Origin of the sequence: Pseudomonas sp. (assembly GCF_002796985.1) — a bacterium.
Lineage (GTDB): Bacteria > Pseudomonadota > Gammaproteobacteria > Pseudomonadales > Pseudomonadaceae > Pseudomonas.
Genome location: NZ_PEKX01000007.1, coordinates 705,378 through 728,517, shown reverse-complemented (window position 1 = coordinate 728,517; position 23,140 = coordinate 705,378). Strand labels below are relative to the sequence as shown.

Genomic DNA, 23,140 nt, shown 5'->3' with positions numbered 1-23,140 from the left:
TCAAATAAGAGTGATTAGCAATTGCGTGAAGTATTCCCGATTCCTTGCCTGCTCGGCAAGGCAAAGGGCTTCCGACGAAGGTCTGAACCGCTACACTGCCGGGGATAAACGCATCGGAGGAAGCGCGTGTTCAAGGATCTCGGCATCAAGGGACGGGTACTGCTGCTCACCCTGCTGCCCACCAGCCTGCTGGCGCTGGTACTGGGCGGCTACTTCACCTGGGTGCAGCTGGCGGACATGCACGCCCAGTTGATCGAGCGCGGACAACTGATCGCCGAACAACTGGCGCCGCTGTCCGCCCCGGCCATGGCCAGCCACAACAACGAGCTACTGGAGCGCATCGCCAACGAGGCGCTGGACCAGCCCGACGTGCGCGCCGTGACCTTCCTCGATCCGGACCGGGAAAAGCTGGTCCACGCCGGCCCCAGCATCCTGACGCCAATGCCCAGTGGAGACGGCTCGCACCTGAGCATGGCGAGCAACCTGGACACCACCCACTTCCTCCTGCCGGTGCTGGGCAAGCACCGCAGCCTGTCCGGCGACCCGGACCAGGACGCCGAGAAGCTGCTGGGCTGGGTGGAGCTGGAGCTGTCGCACCACGGCACCCTGCTGCGTGGCTACCGCAGCCTGTTCACCAGCCTGCTGCTGATCGGCGCAGGCCTGGCCGTCACCGCCCTCCTCGCCCTGCGCATGAGCAGAGCGATCAACGCGCCGCTGGGGCAAATCGCCCAGGGCGTGGCCCAGCTCAAGGAAGGCCGGCTGGAAACTCGCCTGCCGGCGCTGGGCAGCCATGAACTGGACGAGCTGGCCGGCGGCATCAACCGCATGGCCGAGGCGCTGCAGAGCGCCCAGGAAGAGATGCAGCACAACATCGACCAGGCCACCGAGGACGTGCGGCAGAACTTGGAAACCATCGAGATCCAGAACATCGAGCTGGACCTGGCACGCAAGGAAGCCCTCGAAGCGAGCCGGATCAAATCCGAATTCCTCGCCAACATGAGCCACGAGATCCGCACCCCGCTCAACGGCATCCTCGGCTTCACCAACCTGCTGCAGAAGAGCGAGATGACCACCCGCCAGCAGGACTACCTGGGCACCATCCACAAGTCCGCCGAGAGCCTGTTGGGGATCATCAACGAGATCCTCGACTTCTCGAAGATCGAGGCCGGCAAGCTGGTGCTGGAAAACATCCCGTTCAACCTGCGCGAACTGATCCAGGACACCCTGACCATCCTCGCCCCCGCCGCCCACGAGAAACACCTGGAGCTGGTCAGCCTGATCTACCGCGACACCCCGCTGCAGCTGGTGGGCGACCCGCAGCGCCTGAAGCAGGTGCTGACCAACCTGGTGAGCAACGCCATCAAGTTCACCCACGACGGCAGCATCGCCGTGCGTGCCATGCTCGAAGACGAGAGCGACGACCGCGCACAATTGCGCATCAGCGTGCAGGACACCGGCGTCGGCCTCAGCGATGCCGACCTGCGTGCGTTGTTCCAGGCCTTCAGCCAGGCCGACAACTCGCTGTCCCGGCAGGCCGGCGGCACCGGCCTGGGGCTGGTGATTTCCAAGCGCCTGATCGAGCAGATGGGCGGCGAGATCGGCGTCGAAAGCAGCGCCGGCGACGGCTCCGAATTCTGGATCAGCCTCAACCTGCCCAAGGCCCGCGACGACGGCGACGACCTGCCGCCCACCCTGGCCGGCGGCCTGCGCGTGGCGCTTTACGAACCCCATGAACTGACCCGTACCGCCCTGCACCACCAATTGGAAGACTGCGGCCTGGAAGTCACCGAGTTTCCCGACCTCGCCGCGCTGGAAAAGGCCCTGCTGGCCGGGCCGGCGGACCAGGCGCCGATCACTCTGGCGCTGCTCGGCGTGACCGCCGCCGAACACCCGCCCGAGGCGCTGCGGCAGTCCATCCGCGAACTCGAACAGCACGGCTGCAAGAGCCTGGTGCTCTGCCCGACCATCGAACAGGCGCACTACAACGACGTGCTGCCCGACGCCCAGGTGCAGAGCAAACCCGCCTGCACACGCAAGCTGCAACAGGCGATGAATGAACTGCTGCACCTGCGCCCCTTGCGCAAGGACAAATCCGTCAACGGCCGGCTCGAGCGCACGCCGCGCCTGCTCTGCGTCGACGACAACCCGGCCAACCTGCTGCTGGTGAAGACCCTGCTGAGCGACATGGGGGCGGACGTGATAGCCGTGGACAGCGGCCTGGCGGCTGTCGAGGCGGTGCAGCGCGAACGCTTCGACCTGGTGTTCATGGACGTGCAGATGCCGATCATGGACGGCCGTCAGGCCACCGAGGCAATTCGCCACTGGGAAAGCGAGCGCGAGGTCAGCCCGGTGCCGATCATCGCCCTCACTGCACACGCCTTGGCCAACGAGAAACGTGCGCTGCTGCAAGGTGGCATGGACGACTACCTAACCAAGCCGATCGACGAGCGCCAACTGGTCCAGGTGATCCTCAAGTGGACCGGCCTGGCCTTGGGCGAGCCGCGCGACGAACGCCCGCGCCACACCGAATCGGCCCTGGGCAGCCTCGCGGTCCTCGACGCAGAGGAAGGCCTGCGCCTGGCCGCCGGCAAAGCGGAGCTGGCTGCCGACATGCTCGGCATGCTGCTCGCCTCGCTGTCAGCCGACCGCCAGGTGATTCGCCAGGCCCGCGAGCGCAACGACCGCAGCACGATGCTCGAGCGCATCCACCGCCTGCACGGTGCCACCCGCTACTGCGGCGTACCGATGCTGCGCGCTGCCTGCCAGCGCGCCGAGACGCTGCTCAAGCAAGGAGATCCGGACGCCCCTGTCGCGCTGGACGAACTGGACCAGGCCATGGCCGAACTGGCACAGGCGACCGAGGCCCGCGTAGAAGCCGAAGCCGGCCAGCCGCACTGAAGACGGAAACCCAAGCGATGCGCATCATCCTGTTCAGCAACCAGACCTACGACCGCGACAGCTTCCTCGCCGCCAATCACAGCCACGGCTTCGAGCTGCATTTCCAGCAGGCCCAGCTACGCGAAGACACCGTCGCCCTGGCCATGGGTTTCGAGGTGGTCTGCCCCTTCGTCAACGACAGTCTGTCGCGCCCGGTGCTGGAGCACCTGGCTGCCGGCGGCACGAAACTGATCGCCTTGCGCTCGGCCGGCTACAACCACGTTGACCTGGCCGCCGCCCACGCTTTGGGACTGGCGGTGGTGCGCGTACCAGCCTATTCACCCCACGCCGTGGCCGAGCACGGAGTGGGGCTGGTCCTGGCGTTGTGTCGGCACCTGCACCGCGCCTACAACCGCACCCGCGAAGGCGACTTCTCCCTGCACGGCCTGACCGGTTTCGACCTGCACGGGCGCACCGTCGGGGTGATCGGCAGCGGGCAGATCGGCGAAGTCTTCGCCCGCATCATGAGCGGCTTCGGCTGCAACATCCTGGCCTACGATCCCTACCCCAACCGCGCCATCGAAGGCCTCGGCGGGCGTTTCGTCGAACTGGACGAGTTGCTCGCGCAGTCCGACATCATCAGCCTGCACTGCCCGCTCAACGCGGCCACCAAGCACCTGATCAACGCCCAGAGCCTTACGCGCATGAAGCGTGGCGCCATGCTGATCAATACCGGCCGTGGCGCGCTGGTCGACACCCCGGCACTGATCGAGGCGCTGAAAAGCGGCCAACTCGGCTACCTCGGCCTGGACGTCTATGAAGAGGAAGCCGAAATCTTCTTCGCCGACCGCTCCGACCAGCCGCTGCAGGACGACGTACTGGCGCGCCTGCTGACCTTCCCCAACGTGATCATCACCGCGCACCAGGCCTTCCTCACCCGCGAAGCACTCGCCGGAATTGCCCAGACCACCCTGGCCAACATCGCGGCCTGGCAGGCCGGCAACCCGGCCAACCTCGTCGAGGGTTGATCGGATGGTGCTCGCATCCGCACGCCTCGCCCCCTAGAATGCCGCGCTTTCCCGGAGGACCCATGGCCCAGCACGACTTTCGCTACACCCTGCTCAACCCGCAATTCACCCTCAACGAGTGCCGCGCGCTGACTCCGGGCCGCTATCAGGTCACCGGCATCGGTGGCTCGATCAAGGTCGGCGACACCCTGCTGGTCAGCCTCAAGGGCAGCAAGAGCCTGAGCATGACCCTGGCAGTGGAAAAGGTCCGCCACCTGATCAACCCGCCGGGGCAGTGGATGGCCGTGGCCAAGGGACCGGTGTTCCGTGAACTGGGTATCCATAAGTGGAAGGTCAATTGCGACGGTTGCGGGGCTACACTGGACTTCGAATTCGCCGTCGATGCCACCCTCGGCAAGGCTGCCCAGCAGCCAGCCGCCGAACTGCGCATCGCCGAACTCGGATGGGCCAAGGCCGGTAATCGCCACCTGTGCCCGGACTGCCAGAGCAAGGAGACCGCATGAAAGCCCTGATCGCCAGCGCCTGTACCGCGCTGGCCCTGGCCGGCTGCGCCAGCAAGCCGGCACCTGAAGCCGAGCAGACCTACCGCGTGGAATGGGTCGGCGAGCGCCCGCTGATCGACTACACCCACATCAGCCTGACCCTGGATGGCAGCGGCCGCGCCTACGGCAGCGCCGGCTGCAACCACTGGTTCGCCAGCTACAAGCTCGAAGGCGACCAGTTGACCTTCGGCCAGCCGGGCGCCACCCGCAAACTCTGCGCCGATCTGGTGATGGAGCAGGAACAGCAGTTCCTCAAGATGCTCGGCACCGTGCAGCGCTGGGATATCACCGACGAAGGTGAACTGCGCCTGTGGCCGGCCAGCGGCCGCGCCATGCGTCTATGGCCGGAAGGCTGAGCCTCAGCTAGAACAGACTGAGCTGCTCATGGGCGCCGCGCAGGTCCACCAGGCGCACGCCCACGCCAATCAGCCGCACGGCCTTGTTACCGCGCTGGAAGGCCTGCCCCAGCAGCAGCCGGTAGCTTTCCAGGTCCCGCGCGGCACCGGCCTGTTCCAGGGTGGTCTGGGTGAAGTCGTGGAACTTCAGCTTGATGAACGGCTTGCCCGGCCGGTAACTGGTGTCCAGGCGCGTCATGCGTCGCTCCAGCTCGCCCAGCAGTGACGGCAACTCCTCCTGGCAGGCGGCGAGATCCGGCAGGTCCTGATCGAAGGTGTTTTCCACACTGATCGACTGGCGCCGGCTGTCCACCTGCACCGGGCGCTCATCGATGCCGCGCGACAAGCCCCAGAGCCGCTCGCCGAAGCTGCCGAACTCCTTGGCCAAGCGGATCCGCGACCAGTCGCGCAGGTCCGCGCAGGTGCGAATCCCCAGGCGCGCCAGCTTCTCCGCGGTGACCTTGCCCACGCCGTGCAGCTTCTTGACCGGCAACTCGGCGACGAAGCCGTCCACCTCATCCGGTGTCACCACGAACAATCCATTCGGCTTGCGCCAGTCGCTGGCGATCTTGGCGATGAACTTGTTCGGCGCTACCCCGGCCGACACCGTGATATGCAACGTTTCCCAAACGCGCTGGCGAATCTCCCGAGCGATGCGCGTGGCACTGCCGCCACAGCGCTCGCTGTCGCTGACGTCGAGATAGGCTTCATCCAGGGACAGTGGCTCGATTTGCTCGGTGTAGTCGCGGAAGATCGCATGGATGTCCCGCGAGGCCTCGCGGTAGACATCCATGCGCGGGCGCACGATGGTCAGGTCCGGGCACAGTTTCACGGCGGTGCGCATGGCCATCGCCGAATGCAGCCCATAGGCGCGCGCCTCGTAGTTGCAGGTCGCGACCACGCCACGCTTGTCCGGCGAACCGCCCACGGCCAGCGGCTTGCCCGCGAGGGTCGGGTCGTCGCGCATCTCGATGGCGGCATAGAAGCAATCGCAATCGATGTGGATGATCTTTCTCTGCCGTGTCACGAAGAAGGCGCCTGCATCACCGTCGGAAGCCGCCTGGAAAGGCAGCAGAAACCCATCCATGGTAATGCAAAAATCCGCCACCTCGGTTATCCACAGCCGCGAAAAACCCAACCCAGCGAGACGCCGGTGCAAGCCCTCACGTTGCTATACGCCGTCGCTAAATAATTGATAAAAAATCACTTTTCCCAATTTATCGGTTGACACGAAGGCGCACTGGCGTAGAATGGCCGGCGCGGGATGGAGCAGTCTGGTAGCTCGTCGGGCTCATAACCCGAAGGTCGTAGGTTCAAATCCTGCTCCCGCAACCAGATACAAGAAAAAGGCCACTCTTCGGAGTGGCCTTTTTCGTTTGCGCGCGATTTAAATAATTGATCGAAAGCTAAATATCGATTGACAAGACCTTTCACATCCGTAGAATGGCCGGCGCGGGATGGAGCAGTCTGGTAGCTCGTCGGGCTCATAACCCGAAGGTCGTAGGTTCAAATCCTGCTCCCGCAACCAGACACAAGGAAAAGGCCACTCTTCGGAGTGGCCTTTTTCGTTTGCGCGCGATTTAAGTTGTTGATCAAAAACGAAAATATCGTTTGACACGAGTCTTCATCTCTATAGAATGGCCGGCGCGGGATGGAGCAGTCTGGTAGCTCGTCGGGCTCATAACCCGAAGGTCGTAGGTTCAAATCCTGCTCCCGCAACCAGACATCAAGAAGAAAGCCACTCTTAGGAGTGGCTTTTTTCGTTGTGCCGGAAAATTGATCGCCCACGGGTGGCGTCTCACGGATCAGGAAAATACTCTTCCGGAGACTTGGGAATTCGCGTCAGTGCCCCTACTCTGTCGCGCTAAATCGATTGAGGTGCCCGATGAGCGCCAACCCTGCCACTCCCGATACCCCTGCCAGCGAAGACGCTCCTACCCGAGCGACCTGGCTCAACTGGGTCAATGCCAATCGTCAGGCACTCGGCCTGGGCGTGACCCTGGTGCTGTTCAGCCTGGCGCTGATCGCCTGCTATCACCTGCTGCGCGACATCGACGCCTACTCCCTGCACGACGCCCTGCTGGATGTGCCCACCACCTCGCTGCTTGGTGCCTTCGCCGCCACCGTGGTGGGTTTCATCTTCCTGCTCGGCTATGAATGGTCCGCCAGCCGCTTCGCCGGCGTGAAGCTGCCCACCCCGGCACTACTGACCGGCGGCTTCTCCGCCTTCGCCATCGGCAACGCCGTGGGCCTGTCGATGCTCTCCGGCGGCTCGGTACGCTATCGCCTGTATGCCCGCCAGGGGCTGGGGGCCGGTGACGTTGCGTTGATGACCCTGTTCGCCAGTCTGTCGCTGGGCTGCGCTCTGCCGATACTGGCGGCGCTCGCGGCACTGAGCGATCTTTCCGACGCCTCCCTCGCCCTGCACCTGCCGGAGTGGCTGGTGGCCGTGCTGGCGCTGGCCATCATCGCCCTCTGTCTATGGTTGGTGGTGGCCGTCGAACGCCGCCGCCTGCCGGAACAGCCCTCACCCGACAGCCATCTGGTCCGCTTCGGCCGTCGCACCCTGCGCCTGCCAGCTCTGCGCCTGTCACTGCTGCAACTGCTGATCACCGCGCTCGATGTGGCCGCCGCCGCCACCGTGCTTTACCTGCTGCTGCCGGAAGCCCCGCCCTTTGGCGCCTTCCTGCTGGTCTACCTGATTGCCCTGGCCGCCGGCGTGCTCAGCCATGTGCCGGGCGGCGTCGGCGTGTTCGAAGCCGTGCTGCTGGCGGCCTTCGCCGGCCAGTTGGGCGCTGCGCCACTGGCCGCCGCGTTGCTGCTGTATCGCCTGATCTACGTAGTGCTGCCGCTGATCGCCGCCTGCCTGCTGCTGCTGTTCCTCGAAGCACGCCGCGTGCTGGTGGCCAAGCAGGCCGTGCGAGTGGCCTCCGGCTTCGCCGCGCAGATCCTCTCGCTGCTGGTGTTCATCTCCGGCATCGTGCTGCTGTTCTCCGGCGCCACGCCATCCATTGACACTCGCCTGGACGACATCGGCTTCCTCGTCCCGCACCGCCTGATCGACGCCTCGCACCTGGCCGCCAGCCTGATCGGCGTTCTCTGCCTGTTGCTCGCCTACGGCCTGCGCCGCCGCCTCTCTGCCGCCTGGGCGCTGACCCTCGGCCTGCTGAGCGCAGGTGCGGTGCTCTCGCTGCTCAAGGGCTTCGACTGGGAAGAAGCGCTGATCCTCAGCTTCACCGCCGCCCTGCTGGTGATCTTCCGCAGTGCCTTCTATCGCCGCAGCCGCCTGATGGACCTGCCCTTCTCGCCGCTGTACCTGGGTGCCGCCGCCTGCGTGATCGCCGCGTCGATCTGGCTGCTGCTGTTCGCCTACCAGGACGTACCCTACAGCCACGAACTCTGGTGGCAGTTCGCCCTCGACGCCGACGCCCCGCGTGGCCTGCGCGCCGCCCTGGGCAGTTGCCTGCTGCTGGCCGCCCTGGCGCTGTACTGGCTGCTGCGTACCGCGCCGCCGGCGATCCACGAGCCTACCCGCGAAGATCTGGATACCGCCGCCGGCATCCTCGCCAACTCCGCGCAGCCCGATGGCGGCCTGGCCCTGTCGGGCGACAAGGCACTGCTGTTCCACGAAGGCAACGACGCCTTCCTCATGTATGCCCGCCGTGGCCGCAGCCTGGTGGCACTGTTCGACCCGATCGGCCCGGCCCAGGCCCGCGCCGAACTGATCTGGCAGTTCCGCGACCTCTGCGACCTGCACCACTCGCGCCCGGTGTTCTACCAGGTGCGTGCGGAGAACCTGCCGCTGTACATGGACATCGGCCTGACCGCGCTCAAGCTCGGCGAGGAGGCGCGGGTCGACCTGCGCCGCTTCGACCTGGAGAGCAAGGGCAAGGAGATGAAAGACCTGCGCTACACCTGGAACCGCGGCCAGCGCGATGGCCTGAGCCTGGAGTTCCATGACGCCGGACAAGCGCCGATGGACGAGCTGCGCGCCATCTCCGATGCCTGGCTGGGCGGCAAGAACGTCCGCGAGAAAGGTTTCTCCCTCGGCCGCTTCACCCCCGAGTACCTGCACTATTTCCGCGTCGTCGTGGTCCGCTTCCAGGGCCGCGCCGTGGCCTTCGCCAACCTGCTGGAAACCTCCGGCAAGGAATTGGCGAGCATCGACCTGATGCGCGTGGCACCCGACGCACCCAAGCTGACCATGGAGTTCCTCATGCTCGGCCTGATCCTGCATTACAAGGAGAGCGGGCACACCCGCTTCAGCCTCGGCATGGTGCCCCTGGCCGGCTTGCAGCCGCGCCGTGGCGCCCCGCTGACCCAACGTCTCGGCGCGCTGGTTTTTCGCCGGGGTGAGCAGTTCTACAATTTCCAGGGGTTGCGGCGCTTCAAGGACAAGTTCCAGCCCGACTGGGAACCCCGTTACCTGGCCGTGCCCGCCGGACTGGATCCGCTGGTGGCCCTGGCCGATACGGCCGCCCTCATCGCAGGCGGCCTGAGTGGATTGGTAAAACGCTGATATGTTGAAACGTCGCTGGCGACACCTGCTCGCCCTCCTCCTGCTGATTATCATTGCCGTCGGCCTGCTGCTGTGGAGCCGCCCGGCCTCGCAGGCCTCCCTCGAACACCGCCAGCTCGCCGACGGCAGCGCCGTCGCCCTGGCCATTCCCAGCAAGCAACCGAACGCCCGGGTACTGCTGGCCGTGCAGGCCGACCAGAAACTCGACGACGGCCAACTCCTGGCCCTGGCCCACGACAGTGGCGCCCGTGTGGTGCAGTTCGTCTTCCCGGACAAGGACTGCGCCACCCAGCAGGCCCGCATCAAGGCCGCCAGCGAACTGCTCGACGGCCAGCCGACCCTGGTCGCCGGTATCGGCCCCGGCGGGGCCTACGCCTTCCGCTGGCTCGCCGGGCAGAGCGACGACAAGGCCAAGGCCCTGTCGGTCGGCTTCTCCCTGGAAAAGCCCGACTGCGCCGCCACCCCACTGCCGACCAGCGCCGCCCATGGCCACTGGCTGGCCGCCTGGAACGACAACCCGGACGACGCCAGCGCGCGCTTCGCCCGTGGCCTGCAGAACGCCGAGACGGTGATCAGCGACTACGACACACCGCTGTCCAAGGTGCTCGCCGACCAGTTGCACCAACTGCTGCAAGGCGGTGGCGGCAATGTGCCGGTGGTGGAAGTCCCGGCCGCCAAGCCGTCGGACACCGTCACCCTGTTCTATTCCGGCGATGGCGGCTGGCGCGACCTGGACCGCGACGTTGCCGCGCAGATGGCCGAGCTGGGCTATCCGGTGGTGGGCGTCGATGCGCTGCGCTACTTCTGGGAGCACAAGACCCCGGAACAGAGCGCCGCCGACCTCGCCCTGCTGATGCAGCACTACCGCGAGAAATGGGGTGCCAAGCACTTCGTGCTGGCCGGCTACTCCTTTGGTGCCGACGTGCTGCCGGCGATCTACAACCGCCTGCCAGCGGACGCCAAGAAGGACGTCAGCGCAGTGATCCTGCTGGCCTTCGCCCGCAGCGGCAGCTTCGAGATCGAGGTACAGGGCTGGCTCGGCAAGGCCGGCCAGGAAGCCGCCACCGGTCCGGAAATGGCCCGTCTGCCAGGGCCGAAAGTGCTCTGCGTGTACGGTATCGAAGAGAAGGACGAGAGCGGCTGCACCCAGCCGCAATCAGTGGGCGAGAACCTGCAACTGCCCGGTGGCCACCACTTCGACGAAGACTACCCGGCCCTGGCCAAGCGACTGGTGAACGCCATCCGTTCCCGCCAGTCAGCCGACGACGAAGGCTGACCGACATCAAAAGGGCCGCACATTGCGGCCCTTTCACTTTGGCTTAACGGTTTTTCAGACACGTTTAAGGCTCTATGCTCAGACTGGCAACCCCGTCGTAAGAACGCGGCGTACGAAACCGAGCCACACAAGGAACCGTCATGAGCCTGTCCAAGCCCCCATCACGCTACGGAAAGCTGTCCATTGCCATGCACTGGATCATGCTTTTGCTGATCGCCGCTACGTACGCCTGCATCGAGCTGCGCGGCAACTTCCCCAAGGGCAGTGAAACCCGCGAACTGTTCAAACAATGGCATTTCATGCTCGGCCTGAGCGTCTTCGTGCTGGTCTGGTTGCGCCTCGTCGGCCGCTTCATCTATCCCACCCCGCCCATCGTCCCGGCACCACCGGCCTGGCAGATGGCGCTGGCGAAGCTGGCGCACCTGGCGTTGTACGGCCTGATGATCGGCCTGCCGCTGGCCGGCTGGATCATCCTCAGCGCCGCCGACAAGCCGGTGCCGTTCTGGGGCATGGAGCTGCCACACCTGGTAGACAAGAACCCGGACCTGGCCAAGCAGGTGAAGTACTGGCACGAAACTATCGCGGTACTCGGCTACTGGCTGATCGGCCTCCACGCGCTGGCCGCACTGTTCCACCACTACATCAGCCGCGACAACACCCTGGTGCGCATGCTGCCGGGCAAGGGTGAGGCGAAGCCGGAGTAACTCTGCACACAGGGCGCATTGCGCAGTGATACACCCTGCTCCGACACCCGCCCCTGGGCGACCAGTAGGATGGTGTGGAGCGAAGCGATACCCATCGTTTGTATCACGGAGCCGGCTGATGGGTATCGCAAGCTCCACCCATCCTACAAATTGACCTCACGGAAAGGCTACAAGCGGGCCATGCCCGCAACAGCCGGATGAGCGTTGCAGCTAAATGCCGCACTCCTGCCGATAAGGCAGCGCCGCGCGGGCCTCTTCGGCGTAGGCCAGGATGCCCGCCCGCTCGCCCACCAGGAACTCTTCCACCGCATCGCGCAGCCCCGGATGCCCCAGGCGATGCCAGGAACGCGTGATCACCGGCTCGAAGCCGCGGATCAGCTTATGTTCGCCCTGCGCTCCGGCGTCGAAGCGCTGCAGGCCATGGCCGATGGCGTAATCCAGGCCCTGGTAGAAACAGGTCTCGAAGTGCAGGCGGTCGAACTCCGCCAGGCAGCCCCAGTAGCGACCGTACAACGTATCGCCGCTCAATAAACTGAAGGCCATGGCGACGGGTCGGCCATTCTGATGGGCGAACACCACGCGGATCGCCTCCGGCATGCGCTCGCCGATCAGGCTGAAGAACGCCCGGCTCAGATAAGGCGCCTGCCCACGCACCTCGTAGGTGCTGCTGTAGCAGGCGTAGACGAAGTCCCAATGCGCCTCGGAAAGCTCACACCCTGGCATCCAGACGAAGTCCAGCCCGAGCCCGGCGACCTGCTCGCGCTCCTTGCGCAGTTGCTTGCGCTTGCGCGAACTGAGCGCGTCGAGGAAATCCTGGAAATCGCGGTAGCCGCGATTGCTCCAGTGGTACTGGCAGCCCAGGCGCTCCAGCCAGCCGTCGGCATCGCGCAGCAGCGCATCGGCGGCAGGATCGGTGAAGTTCACATGCACGCCTGAGCAGCGCCCCTCGTCCACTTCACCCGCCAGCGCACCAACCAGGCTCAACGCCGCTTCCGGCGCGCCCAGCAGGCGAGCGCCACCCACTGGCGAAAAGGGAATGCCCACCAGCAGCTTGGGGTAGTAGGGAATGCCGGCGCGCAGGCAGGCGTCCGCCCAGCTCCAGTCGAATACGTACTCGCCGTAGGAATGGCTCTTCAGATAGGCCGGCGCGGCGGCCAGCAGACGGCCATCGTCGCCCAGCAGCACCCGATGGGCCGGCTCCCAGCCGGTGCGACCGCCGACGCTGCCGCTTTCCTCCAGGGCTGAGAGAAAGGCGTGGCGCAGGAACGGCTGGTCGTCCGGCAACAGGGCGTCCCACTGACAGGCGTCGACTTCGGCGAGGCGGGAAAGGGTCTGGATTGGCATGGCCGACAGTCTGGCGCTCCGGGCCGACCTTGGGAAGGTTCGAGCGGGAAATCTCCAGTGAAGGAGACATTCGCGTTCGTCGGTATACGGCAAAAAGCCCTGCCGGCTGGTCTATGTTGGGGGTTACCAAGGCTTGCCGGGCGCACAGCGCCAGCATCGTTCCGCCCGCCACCCGCCCTTCGGGGTCTTTGGCGAACCGCCAGGAGGACACCCCATGAGCCTGATGCAATGCGAGTACCGCAAGTACACCATCACTGCCGACGTCGTCGAACACCCCGGCCTGCCCACCCCTTGGGCCGCCGGCTGCCACATCACCAGCCCGGACGGGCATACCACCAAACGCAAGACGCTGCCGGTGGAATTCGCCTTCATGTCGGACCTGGAGAAGGCCCAGCACGCCTCCATCGCCCACGGTAAGTGGCTGGTGGACCAGAGCCTGGACCACGATCGCCAGCTGTTCTGATCAGCCGCTGCCGTAGCCCGGCTCTTCACTAACCGGCAAATCCGTCAGGCGAACCTGAAGCGCCAGGAATTCCTGCGCCGATGCCCGCCAGGCCTGCTCGCGCGCCCACTGCGCGCAGGCGCGGCGATCCCGTTCCAGTGCCCGCAGGCTGGTGACCACGCCGTTGACCTGCGGCTGCCAGGCATCGGTAACGATCAGCAGCCTCACGCTGCCGACTCGACCACCGCTGGCTCGGCAACGCGGGCCTGCTCGTCGGCCAGACGGTAGAGCTGGATGCTACCGTCCCAGTGCTCGATCAGCGCCGAGCAGGACTCCACCCAATCGCCGCAGTTGAGGTATTCCACCTCGCCGATCTGGCGGATCTCCGCGTGGTGGATATGCCCGCAGACCACGCCGCTCAAACCACGCTTCTGGACCTCATGGGCAATGGCTTCCTCGAAGTCGCCGATGAAGTTCACCGCCGACTTCACCTTGTGCTTGAGGTAGGCCGACAGCGACCAGTAGCCGTAGCCATACCGGCTGCGCCAGTGGTTGAGCCAGCGGTTCAGGGTCAGGGTGAATTCGTAGGCGGAGTCGCCGAGGAAGGCCAACCACTTGTGATAGCGGGTGATCACGTCGAACTGGTCGCCGTGGATCACCAGCAGCTGGCGGCCGTCGGCGGTGCTGTGGACGATCTCGTCGACCAGACGGATGTTGCCCAGCAGCAGCGAGGAATAGCGGCGCAGGAACTCGTCGTGGTTGCCGGTGACGTAGATCACTTCGGTGCCGCGCTTGCTCATGGTCAGCAGGCGGCGAATCACGTTGGTGTGCGCTTGCGGCCAGTAGATGCCACCGCGCAGCCTCCAGCCATCGATGATGTCGCCCACCAGGTAGATGCGGTCGGCGTGGTAGCGTTTGAGGAAGCCGGCCAGGTGCTCGGCCTGGCAGTCACGGGTGCCCAGGTGGACATCGGATATCCACAGGGTGCGTACCCGTTGTTTCTTCGTCGGCGTCATGCGTTGCGCGCTGCTCATCGTCGGCGACCTCCAGAGGGGTTTTTCCGAGTGTCAGCGCACGCGGTGAAACGAAAGTGACCGACTGGCGACAGTCCCGTTACAGCCCACGGCACGCTAGACTGTCAGCCTGTCCGCCAGCCCAGAAAGCCGCTTCGCATGAACCAGATTCTCTCCCTGCGCCATTACAGCCACGACCACCTCGCCCACAGCCACAGCCATGCGCAGCTGGTGCTGGGGCTGTCCGGCAGCCTGGATTTCGAAGTGGGTGGACGCGGCAGCCTGGTGACCCGGCAGACCTTCGCCGTGGTGCCGCGTGACGAGCACCACGCCTGCGCCAGCCCCGATGGCAGCCGCTGCCTGGTGGTGGACCTGGAAGATGAGGAGGACCTGCTCGGCGGTCTCGGCCTGCACAGCGATGCCGGCCGCCGCCTGCTGGAAACCCCGGGGCAGCGTCTGCTCAGCAATGACCAGGCGCAGCTGGTGCACTGGCTCGCCGGCAGCTCGCTGCATGACCCGGTACTGGCGCGCCAGGGCGCGATCCTGCTACTCGCCAGCCTCGCCGCCGGCCAGCAGCGCATCGAGGAACCGACGCAACTGCCGCTGGCCAGTCTCGACAGCTACATCGACCGCCACGCCGCGCATCCGCTGCAGGTCGCCGACCTGGCGCGGCTCGCCGGGCTTTCCGCCGCACGCTTCCACGCCCGCTTCCTCGCCGAAACCGGGCAGACGCCGATGGATTACGTCCGCCAGCGCCGCCTGCAACTGGGCCGTGATCTGCTGCGCGGCTCGCACCAGTCGGTGGGTGAGATCGCCGCACAAGTCGGCTACGCCTCGCAAAGCGCCTTCACCGCCGCCCTGGTGCGCCAGTTCGGCACCACTGCGCGCCAACTGCGCCGGGAGGCGCGCGACAATCCTCGCTAGCCGCGCGACAGACAGCCTCGTGCCCAGGGCCTAGACTGCCGACCATCGAACTGAACAAGAGAACAGAGATGTCGGCAGACACCATCGAGTGGCAGGATTTCGAGCGCGTGGAACTGCGCGTGGGCACCATCGTCCAGGCCGAACCCAACGTGAAGGCGCGCAAGCCCGCCTACATCCTCCAGGTCGACCTCGGCCCGCTGGGGATCAAGACCTCCAGCGCGCAGGTCACCGCGCACTATGAAGCCAATGAGCTGATCGGCCGCCAGGTCCTGTGCGTGTGCAACTTCGCACCAAAATCCATCGCCGGCGTACGCTCGGAAGTGCTAGTCACCGGTGCGTACGACAGCGACGAGAAAGTGGTGCTGGCCGGTTTCGACAAGCCGCTGCCCAATGGCTCACGACTGGCCTGATCGACGCGTCACTCCGCGCCGGCGGTCCCGGTGCGCCATCTCAGCTCTCGAACAAGGCCCGTCACCACAGCCGGCGGGTTCACAGGCATGAAGCAGGTTACCCAACTCACTCCCCGCGGCGCCCTGATCGGCCTGCACATCGGCGCCCTGATGTTCGGGTTGTCCGGCATCTTCGGCAAACTCATCCTTGCCGGCCCGTTGATCATCGTCTTCGGTCGCGCGCTGTTCGGCTCGCTGTCGTTGGCGGCGGTATTCGCCGGGCATTTGCGTCAACAGAAGCGCCCCACGCTGAAACAGGCAGCCATGCTGCTGGGCGGCGGCGTGTTGCTGTGCACCCACTGGCTGACCTTCTTCATGGCGGTGAAGGTCGGCAACGTCGCCGTCGCCACCCTCGGCTTCGCCAGCTTCCCGGCCTTCACCGTACTGCTGGAAGGCCTGCTGTTCCGCGAGCGCATCCGCAAGGGCGAGTACGGGGTGGTGGTACTGGTGTGCATCGGTTTGATGATGGTCACGCCGAGCCTGGATTTCAGCGACGGCGCAACCCTCGGCCTGCTCTGGGGTACCCTCTCCGGCCTGCTGTTCGCTCTGCTGTCGCTGGCCAACCGGGTGAGCGTGCGCGGCATCGACCCGATCCAGGCGGCGCTGTGCCAGAACCTGACGATCATTGCCTGCCTGCTGCCGCTGGTGCTGTTCGAGCTGCCCTCGGTACGCGGCATGGACTGGCTGTGGCTGGTGGCGCTGGGCGTGCTCTGCACCGGTGTCGCCCACAGCCTGTTCGTTGCCAGCCTGCGACTGATCAAGGCGCGCACGGCAGCGGTGATCTTCGCCCTGGAGCCGGTCTACGGCATCGCCTTCGCCGCCGTGCTGTTCGGCGAAGAGCCGAGCCTGCGGATGCTGGCGGGCGGCGTGCTGATCATCTTCGCCACCTTCCTCAGTGCGCGCGGGTCGCACTGACTCCGCGTATATCGTCATGCCAGCTCTAGTGTAGGAGCGAGCTTGCTCGCGAACCGCTTGGCGCCGGAGCAGGACCTGTTCGCGAGCCAGCTCGTTCCTACAAGGGCTGAATCGGCGCGGGCGGCAAAAAAAGAAGGCCGCCCCGCAGCATGCGAAACTCGAACCTTGCCCCGGGGAGGGAATGCCAAGGATTCATCGCACGACAGCCTGCGTGGCGGCCTGTTCGGTTGGGTGCCTGTGGACATTGTCTCGCGCGTTCCCCCTGCGCAGTGTCAGCGGAGGGTAAAGACTGGGTAAAGCCCGTTACACGCGGTATCAGTCCTGTTGCAGGAGCCAGCGGCAATAGCGCTGTACCCCCTCCTCCACGCCCATCATCGGCGCGCGATAACCCGCCTCGCGGAGAAAGGCGATGTCGGCGCAGGTGTAGCACTGGTACTTGCCTCGCAGCTCATCCGGGAACTCGGTGTATTCCAACAACTCGGCACGGACTGCCGCGTCCAGGGTCAGCGGCTGCAGGTCCTGCTGTTCGCGCAGGGTATTGATCACCGCCAGCGCCACGTCGTTGAACGGCTGGGCACGGCCGCTGCCGAGGTTGAAGATACCGCTGCGCTCGGGGTTGTCGAGGAAGTACAGGTTGACCTTCGCCACGTCTTCCACCGAGACGAAATCGCGCAGGTGGCCACCGGCCGGGTAGTCGCCGTATTCGCCGAACAGCTTCACCTTGCCGGTCTCGCGGAACTGGTTGAAGCAGTGGAAGGCCACTGACGCCATGCGCCCCTTGTGCTGCTCGCGCGGGCCGTAGACGTTGAAGTAACGGAAGCCGGCAACTTGGGTGCGGGCGGTGGGCAGCACCTTGCGCACGCGCTGGTCGAAGAGGAATTTCGAGTAGCCGTAGACGTTCAGCGGCCGCTCGCAGGAGCGGGTTTCACGGAACTCATGGCCGCCGCCATAGACTGCCGCCGACGAGGCATAGAGGAACGGCACGCCCAGCGACAGGCTGGCGTCCAGCAACTCGCAGCTGTAACGGTAGTTGTTGTCCATCATGTAGCGCCCGTCGCGCTCCATGGTGCTGGAGCAGGCGCCCTGATGCAGCAGCGCGCGCACCACGCCGAAGTCGCCACGGGCGTAGCGCTCGATGAAGTCGCGCTTGTCGAGGTAGTCGCTGATGTCACAGTCGGCGAGGTTGGCGAACTTGTCGCCTTCGGTCAGGTCATCGACCGCGATGATGTCAGTCTCGCCGCGCTGGTTCAGCGCCTTGACGAGATTGCTGCCGATGAAACCGGCGGCGCCAGTGATGATGATGCTCATGGTGGGGGCATCCTCTGCGGAGAATGGATGCCATCAGACTAAGAGTGGGACGCGCGTACGCCGTTGACATGAAGCAAACAAGTTAGCCAGCTATCGAATTATTCCGCCGACCGGTAGCGGCGGACTCAGGAGCGGTCGTTGTGCCCCAGGTCGCGCTGCGGATCGATGCAATCGCGCACCCGCTGCTTGAGCACCTTGGCCTCGGGGAAACCGCCGTCGGCCTTGCGCTCCCAGATCTGTTCGCCGTCACAGCTGATGTGGAAGATCCCACCCGTGCCCGGCACCAGGCTGACCTTGCCCAGGTCGTCGCCAAAGGTGCTCAACAGTTCCTGCGCCAGCCAGGCGGCGCGCAGCAGCCACTGGCACTGGGTGCAATAGGTGATGACGATTTCGGCTTTGGCTTCGGACATGAATCAGACTCTGCTGTAGGACGCGATCCTATAATACCGGTCTGAAACACCCTACCGGACTCTTCTCTTCATGCGCCGACTGCTGTTCGCCCTCCTCCTGCTCCTTCCCCTCGGCGCCCTGGCGGCGAACACGCCGCCGAAGATCGGCCTGGTTCTCTCCGGCGGCGCGGCGCGCGGCCTGGCGCACATCGGCGTGCTGAAGGCGCTGGACGAACAGGGTATCCATGTCGACGCCATTGCCGGCACCAGCATGGGCGCGGTGATCGGCGGCCTGTACGCGGCAGGCTACACGCCCAGGGAGCTGGAGCAGCTGGCCCTGGGCCTGGACTGGAAGGAGGCGCTGTCCGACTCGCCACCACGGGTCGACGTGCCGTTCCGCCGCAAGCAGGACGACCGCGACTTCCTGGTGAAGCAGAAGCTCAGCTTCCGCGACGACGGCACTCTCGGCCTGCCGCTGGGGGCGATCCAGGGGCAGAACCTGTCGATGCTGCTGGAGAGCCTGCTGGTGCACACCAGCGATACCCGCAACTTCGACCAGTTGGCGATCCCCTTTCGCGCCGTCGCCACCGACATCTCCACCGGCGAGAAGGTGGTGTTCAGCAAGGGCCACCTGCCCCAGGCGATCCGCGCCAGCATGTCGATCCCGGCGGTGTTCGCCCCGGTAGATGTCAACGGCAAGCTGCTGGTGGACGGCGGCATGGTCGACAACATCCCGGTGGACGTGGCTCGGCAGATGGGCGTCGACGTCGTCATCGTGGTCGACATCGGTAACCCGCTGCTGGACCGCAAGCAGCTGACCACGGTAGTGGACATGCTCAACCAGTCCATCACCCTGATGACCCGCAAGAACTCCGAGGCGCAGCTGGCGACCCTGACGTCCAGCGACATCCTCGTGCAGCCGCCACTGAGCGGCTACAGCTCCACCGACTTCGGCCGTGTGCCGCAGTTGATCGACGCCGGCTACCGCGCCACCAGCATCCTCGCGCCGCGCCTGGCGATGCTGCGCAAGCCCGCCGACGCCGAGGCGGTGGCACTGAACGAGGCGCGCACGCCGGGCGAGCGACGGCCGGTGATCGATCGTATCGAGGTGGAGAACAACTCCAAGGTCAGCGACGACGTCATCCTCCACTACATCCGCCAGCCGCTGGGCGAGCCGCTGGACCTGGAGCGCCTGCAGCGCGACATGAGCACCCTCTACGGCCTGGATTACTTCGACCAGGTGCAGTACCGCGTGGTGCACAACAAGGCGGGCAAGGATGGCAAGGCGGGCAATGCGCTGGTCATCCACGCCTACGGCAAGCGCAGCGGCACCGACTACCTGCGCCTGGGCCTGAACCTCTCCGACGACCTGCGCGGCGACAGCACCTTCAACGTCGGCGGCAGCTACCGCATGAACGGCATCAACCGTCTCGGCGCGGAATGGCTGACGCGCCTGCAGATCGGTGACCGCCAGGAGCTCTACAGCGAGTTCTACCAGCCGCTGGACGTGGGCTCGCGCTACTTCGTCGCGCCCTACCTGTTCAACCAGGCGCAGAACGTCGAGGCCACCGACAACGACGACCCCATCGCCGAGTACCGCCTGGAGCGCTACGGCTACGGCCTCAACCTCGGGCGGCAGATCGCCAACAATGGCGAGTTCCGCCTCGGCGTGGCCCAGGCCTTCGGCAAGGCCGACGTGCGGGTGGGCGAACAGGACCTGCCCAACTACCACTTCAACGAAGGCTATGCCCAGCTGCAGTACTCCTTCGACACCATGGACAACGTCGACTTCCCCCATGAAGGCGAGAACATCCAGACCTCGTTCCGCGAGCACACGCCGTCGCTGGGCGACGACGACCGCTACCGGCAATGGGACATCCGCCTGGACAAGGCGCTGAGCAGCGGCCCGAACAGCTGGCTGCTGGGCGGCGGCTACGGGCGCACCATCGACGACGCCGATGTGGTGGTTTCGAGCTTCCTCCTCGGCGGCGCGCGGCAGCTCTCCGGCTACCGCCAGGACGCGCTGGCCGGGCAGAACTACAGCCTCGGGCGAGTCATCTACTACCGGCGCATGACCGAGCGCTCCTTCCTGCCGCTGGACTTCCCCTTCTACCTGGGCGGCAGCCTGGAGCGTGGGCGGGTGTGGAACAACGACAACAGCTACGACACCGGCTACGTCAACGCCGGCAGCCTCCTCATGGGCTTCGAGACACCGCTGGGGCCGCTGACCTTCAGCTACGGCCTGAACGATGCCAGCGAGCACGCGGTGTACATCAACCTGGGCCGCAACTTCTGAGGTCTCGCGCAGAAGGAACAGGCAACCTGTAGGAGCGCGCTTGCTTGCGAGCGGAGTTCCGGCGGGTTTCCAGGTGTGCGGCTCGCGAGCCAGCTCGATCCTACAGCCGGGAGAGGCCGCCAAGCTTGCCCTCAGCGGATCTTGTCCGCGAAAGACAAGCAGGCCCCGCACTGCAATTTCCTGCTCCAAGAAAAAGCCCGGCATCGGCCGGGCTTTTTCATACGCGGTGAGGATCAGGCAATCAGCGCCAACAGTTCGCGAGCTTCAGCCTTGGCCTTCGAGTCGCCGCTGGCAATCACCTGCTTGAGGATGCCGTAGGCCTCTTCCAGGTTGCCCTGGTCGATACAACGACGGGCGCGGTCGAGGCTGGCCAGCAGCTCGTCGTGCTCGTGGCCGATATCGTCCGGCAGATCGAAGGTCAGTGCATCTTCCACGCCCTGGGTCTTGCTGCCATGGCCGAACATCTCGCCATGCTCGCCCAGGTCCAGCTCGGTGATTTCCGGCAGCTCGTGCAGGTTGCTGCGGAAGTCCGATGGGACCTCCTGCACGATCTTCGCCGCGGCCTTGCCCTGCTTGGGCGAGTCGAAGGGGTTGTCGAGCTTGTCCCAGTCCAGGTCCAGCGACAGGTCGCTGAGGTTCATGGCGAAGTCCGGCTGCTCCTGCGGGGCCTTGACCGGCTCCGTGATAACGTCTTCGGGCTCGCCCAGCTCCAGGTCATCCCAGTCGGTGAGCGTCTCACCGGTAGGCGGCTGAAGGGCGTCTTCGATGCTGACCAGCATCGCCGGGTAGCGCGATTTGAGCTGGTCGATCTGCTTCTGGTCACCCCCTATAGCCACCAGGCTGCGCTCTTCCTCGTGGAAAGCGTTGATGTCACCCAGTTCGGCCAGGACCAGCAGCAACTTCATGCGCAGTTCACGACGGCCTGGCTCGGCATTGACCGCCTTGCGCAGCATGTCGCGAGCCTGATTGAAGCGGCCGTAGGCAATGTAGATATCCGCGCCTTCCAGGCTGTCCGCGCTGGCGGCCGGCAGACGGGCGACGCCCGATTCCGGCGTGGCGACCACCACAGGATGCGGGGTCGACACTGGCGCCACCACGGCAGCGGTCAGCGGTTTGGCCGGAGGAAGCGGCTTGACCAGTTCGGCGGCGGTCGCACGCAATGGCGGCATCTCCACCGGCTTTTCTTCGCGCTGGCGGCGGGCGAACAGCAGGCCGACCAGCAAGGCGCCAAGGGCGCCTGCGCCCAGCCAGGGCCAATAGTTGAACCCGGAGCCCACTGCGTCCTGCGCGGGGGTTGCCGGCTGGGCAACGCTCGGGGCTGGAGCATCTTGCGACGCCGGTGCTACCGCATCAGGGGCGGCGGGTACGGCATTGCTCGGAGCATTGGCCATCGGCGCATTAGCGGCCGGCGCGCCGCCGGCGGCATCCGCGCCCTGGCGGCGATCCAGCTCGGCCTGTAACGACTGCACCTGCTGGTCGCGACTCTGCAGCGCCTGCTGGAGGGTTTCCAGCTGCTTCTGCAGATCGTCCATGCGCTGGTTCATCTGATCGCGCTGGGCGTTGGCCAGGAGCAAGTCAGCTTCGACCTTGGCGAAATTGGCGTCACCGGCCGGCGGTGCCGCATTGCCTTGAGCTTGAGCGTTGGGCGCGGTCGATTGCGCTGCCTGAGCCGCGCTGGCCGGCTGTGCGGCAGCCGACGGCGACACAGTGGCTGGCTGCGCCAGGGCGGCGGCATTTGCGGAATCGGTAAGTTGTTGGCCCTGCGGCAGAACCAGCGTCTGGCCGACCTTCAGCCGATGCGGGTCGCCATTGACGAAGGCCTGCGGGTTCAATGCGACGATGCTGTCCATCAACTGTGCGCGCGAGGCTCCGCTGCCGGCCAGGTGCGAAGTGATCTTCCACAGGGTGTCATTGCGCACCGTGGTATAGCGGCCGTCACCTGCCGGCAGCGGCGGCTGCGTTGGTGCGCGACGCACCGGCTCCGAGCGGTAGCTATCCGGGCGGTAACCGGAAGACTGCGCAAGTGCCGCCCCGTTCATCCCCACGCTGGCGGCCACGCTGCGATTGGCGCTGTTGTACTCCGGCGGATCGATCAGCAGGGTGTACTCGCGCAGAATGCGGCCATTGGGACGCTCCACGGCGATCAGGAAATTCAGGTAAGGCTCGTGGACCGGTTGCGTGGACACCACCTTGATGTAGCCACGCCCGTTGCGGATCACCGGAGTGAAACGCAAGCTCTGCAGGAACACGAAGCGGTCGACGCCGGCGTTCTCGTAATCGGCGGGACTCGCGAGTTTCGCGATCAGTTCGTCGGATGTCATGTCGCCGGTTTCGAGCAGGGCAATCTCGGCATCCAGCGGCTGGTTCAGCCCGGAATGCAGCGTGATATCCCCAAGACCGAGGGCATTCGCGTGAGCAGAGACAAAAACCGAAAGTGCGGCAAGCGTCAGCGGAATTCTATTTATTCGAGCCATAACCCCATCCCCTTATGTCCGGGTCTGCACGCCATTCCCTGACCACTCGAAAGCGGCAGGCTGAACCTGTCCACACACTGGAACCATGCCGGACTGCAGACCGTCACGCACTACTCCTCTGTACCTTGCAGAGTACAGGCCGTCTGATATCACGGATTAGGTGGTGCGCTGGGTTTGGTCAAGAAAGATCGTCGAAAAACCGGCGAATGGTTAAGGGAGGGATAGCGAATGGCCGGCGCCCCCGC

General features: G+C 65.4%; 18 protein-coding genes, 3 tRNA genes and 1 pseudogene. 15 read left to right on the top strand and 7 right to left on the bottom strand.

The features are described 5' to 3' along the window. Positions 1-126 precede the first annotated feature (126 nt). The 4 genes from CTR55_RS09035 to CTR55_RS09020 all read left to right on the top strand — a co-directional run bounded on the left by CTR55_RS09035 (position 127) and on the right by CTR55_RS09020 (position 4,803). Positions 127-2,898, top strand: coding sequence for an ATP-binding protein (locus CTR55_RS09035; protein ID WP_296285562.1), 2,772 nt, complete (start codon positions 127-129; stop codon positions 2,896-2,898). 17 nt (positions 2,899-2,915) lie between these two features. After that, positions 2,916-3,905 (top strand): 2-hydroxyacid dehydrogenase, encoded by a 990-nt coding sequence (locus CTR55_RS09030; RefSeq protein ID WP_296285561.1) that lies wholly within the window; start codon positions 2,916-2,918, stop codon positions 3,903-3,905. Positions 3,906-3,967: 62 nt separating this feature from the next. Then, on the top strand, positions 3,968-4,408 hold the full coding sequence (locus CTR55_RS09025; RefSeq protein WP_296285560.1) for a hypothetical protein: 441 nt from the start codon (positions 3,968-3,970) through the stop codon (positions 4,406-4,408). Then, positions 4,405-4,803: an META domain-containing protein gene (locus tag CTR55_RS09020; RefSeq protein ID WP_296285559.1), complete on the top strand. Its 399-nt coding sequence runs from the start codon at positions 4,405-4,407 to the stop codon at positions 4,801-4,803. Before CTR55_RS09025 ends, CTR55_RS09020 begins: the two co-directional genes overlap by 4 nt. Positions 4,804-4,810: 7 nt before the next feature. Here CTR55_RS09020 and dinB read toward each other — a convergent pair whose 3' ends face one another. Next, positions 4,811-5,929 carry a DNA polymerase IV gene (gene dinB / locus CTR55_RS09015; RefSeq protein WP_296285558.1) on the bottom strand — a complete coding sequence of 373 codons (1,119 nt, stop codon included), beginning with the start codon at positions 5,927-5,929 and terminating at the stop codon, positions 4,811-4,813. A gap of 171 nt (positions 5,930-6,100) precedes the next feature. On the opposite strand from dinB, the gene CTR55_RS09010 reads away from it, so the two are divergent. From CTR55_RS09010 to CTR55_RS08985, 6 genes are all read left to right on the top strand, one after another. Further along, positions 6,101-6,177 (top strand) — tRNA-Met (locus tag CTR55_RS09010). A 116-nt stretch (positions 6,178-6,293) separates the two neighbouring features. Continuing rightward, positions 6,294-6,370: transfer RNA gene (locus tag CTR55_RS09005), tRNA-Met, on the top strand. Between the two features lie 117 nt (positions 6,371-6,487). Further along, positions 6,488-6,564: transfer RNA gene (locus tag CTR55_RS09000), tRNA-Met, on the top strand. Positions 6,565-6,727: 163 nt separating this feature from the next. Beyond that, positions 6,728-9,361, top strand: coding sequence for a bifunctional lysylphosphatidylglycerol flippase/synthetase MprF (mprF, locus tag CTR55_RS08995; protein ID WP_296285557.1), 2,634 nt, complete (start codon positions 6,728-6,730; stop codon positions 9,359-9,361). 1 nt (position 9,362) lies between these two features. Further along, positions 9,363-10,637 carry an AcvB/VirJ family lysyl-phosphatidylglycerol hydrolase gene (locus CTR55_RS08990; RefSeq protein ID WP_296285556.1) on the top strand — a complete coding sequence of 425 codons (1,275 nt, stop codon included), beginning with the start codon at positions 9,363-9,365 and terminating at the stop codon, positions 10,635-10,637. A 140-nt stretch (positions 10,638-10,777) separates the two neighbouring features. Continuing rightward, on the top strand, positions 10,778-11,341 hold the full coding sequence (locus CTR55_RS08985; protein WP_296285555.1) for a cytochrome b: 564 nt from the start codon (positions 10,778-10,780) through the stop codon (positions 11,339-11,341). Positions 11,342-11,551: 210 nt separating this feature from the next. Here CTR55_RS08985 and CTR55_RS08980 read toward each other — a convergent pair whose 3' ends face one another. Further along, the gene (locus CTR55_RS08980) at positions 11,552-12,685 is read right to left on the bottom strand and encodes a GNAT family N-acetyltransferase (RefSeq protein ID WP_296285554.1); all 1,134 of its coding nucleotides are present in this window, start codon (positions 12,683-12,685) and stop codon (positions 11,552-11,554) included. Between the two features lie 214 nt (positions 12,686-12,899). On the opposite strand from CTR55_RS08980, the gene CTR55_RS08975 reads away from it, so the two are divergent. Next, on the top strand, positions 12,900-13,148 hold the full coding sequence (locus tag CTR55_RS08975) for a hypothetical protein (protein ID WP_296285553.1): 249 nt from the start codon (positions 12,900-12,902) through the stop codon (positions 13,146-13,148). Here the strand turns inward: CTR55_RS08975 and CTR55_RS08970 are convergent. Both CTR55_RS08970 and CTR55_RS08965 read right to left on the bottom strand, forming a co-directional pair. After that, positions 13,149-13,292: pseudogene (locus CTR55_RS08970) on the bottom strand (glycosyltransferase family 1 protein); the annotation flags it as partial. Between the two features lie 59 nt (positions 13,293-13,351). Beyond that, positions 13,352-14,161, bottom strand: coding sequence for a UDP-2,3-diacylglucosamine diphosphatase (locus CTR55_RS08965; protein ID WP_296285551.1), 810 nt, complete (start codon positions 14,159-14,161; stop codon positions 13,352-13,354). Between the two features lie 138 nt (positions 14,162-14,299). On the opposite strand from CTR55_RS08965, the gene CTR55_RS08960 reads away from it, so the two are divergent. From CTR55_RS08960 to CTR55_RS08950, 3 genes are all read left to right on the top strand, one after another. Further along, positions 14,300-15,064 carry an AraC family transcriptional regulator gene (locus tag CTR55_RS08960; RefSeq protein WP_296285550.1) on the top strand — a complete coding sequence of 255 codons (765 nt, stop codon included), beginning with the start codon at positions 14,300-14,302 and terminating at the stop codon, positions 15,062-15,064. Between the two features lie 68 nt (positions 15,065-15,132). Continuing rightward, complete coding sequence (locus CTR55_RS08955) at positions 15,133-15,474, top strand: tRNA-binding protein (protein ID WP_296285549.1); 342 nt, start codon at positions 15,133-15,135, stop codon at positions 15,472-15,474. 87 nt (positions 15,475-15,561) lie between these two features. After that, complete coding sequence (locus CTR55_RS08950; protein WP_296285548.1) at positions 15,562-16,428, top strand: DMT family transporter; 867 nt, start codon at positions 15,562-15,564, stop codon at positions 16,426-16,428. Positions 16,429-16,743: 315 nt separating this feature from the next. On the opposite strand, the gene rfaD is transcribed toward CTR55_RS08950, so the two are convergent. Together rfaD and CTR55_RS08940 are read right to left on the bottom strand one after the other, a co-directional pair. Further along, positions 16,744-17,736, bottom strand: a complete 993-nt coding sequence (gene rfaD / locus CTR55_RS08945) for an ADP-glyceromanno-heptose 6-epimerase (protein ID WP_296285547.1) — start codon at positions 17,734-17,736, stop codon at positions 16,744-16,746. A gap of 125 nt (positions 17,737-17,861) precedes the next feature. After that, positions 17,862-18,146 carry a SelT/SelW/SelH family protein gene (locus CTR55_RS08940; protein ID WP_296285546.1) on the bottom strand — a complete coding sequence of 95 codons (285 nt, stop codon included), beginning with the start codon at positions 18,144-18,146 and terminating at the stop codon, positions 17,862-17,864. Positions 18,147-18,216: 70 nt separating this feature from the next. Between CTR55_RS08940 and CTR55_RS08935 the strand changes: the two genes are divergently transcribed. Next, entirely contained in the window at positions 18,217-20,421 is a 2,205-nt protein-coding gene (locus tag CTR55_RS08935) for a patatin-like phospholipase family protein (RefSeq protein WP_296285545.1), read from the top strand. A 233-nt stretch (positions 20,422-20,654) separates the two neighbouring features. Here the strand turns inward: CTR55_RS08935 and CTR55_RS08930 are convergent, their stop codons facing one another. Next, positions 20,655-22,742 carry a FimV/HubP family polar landmark protein gene (locus tag CTR55_RS08930; RefSeq protein ID WP_296285544.1) on the bottom strand — a complete coding sequence of 696 codons (2,088 nt, stop codon included), beginning with the start codon at positions 22,740-22,742 and terminating at the stop codon, positions 20,655-20,657. Positions 22,743-23,140 lie beyond the last annotated feature (398 nt).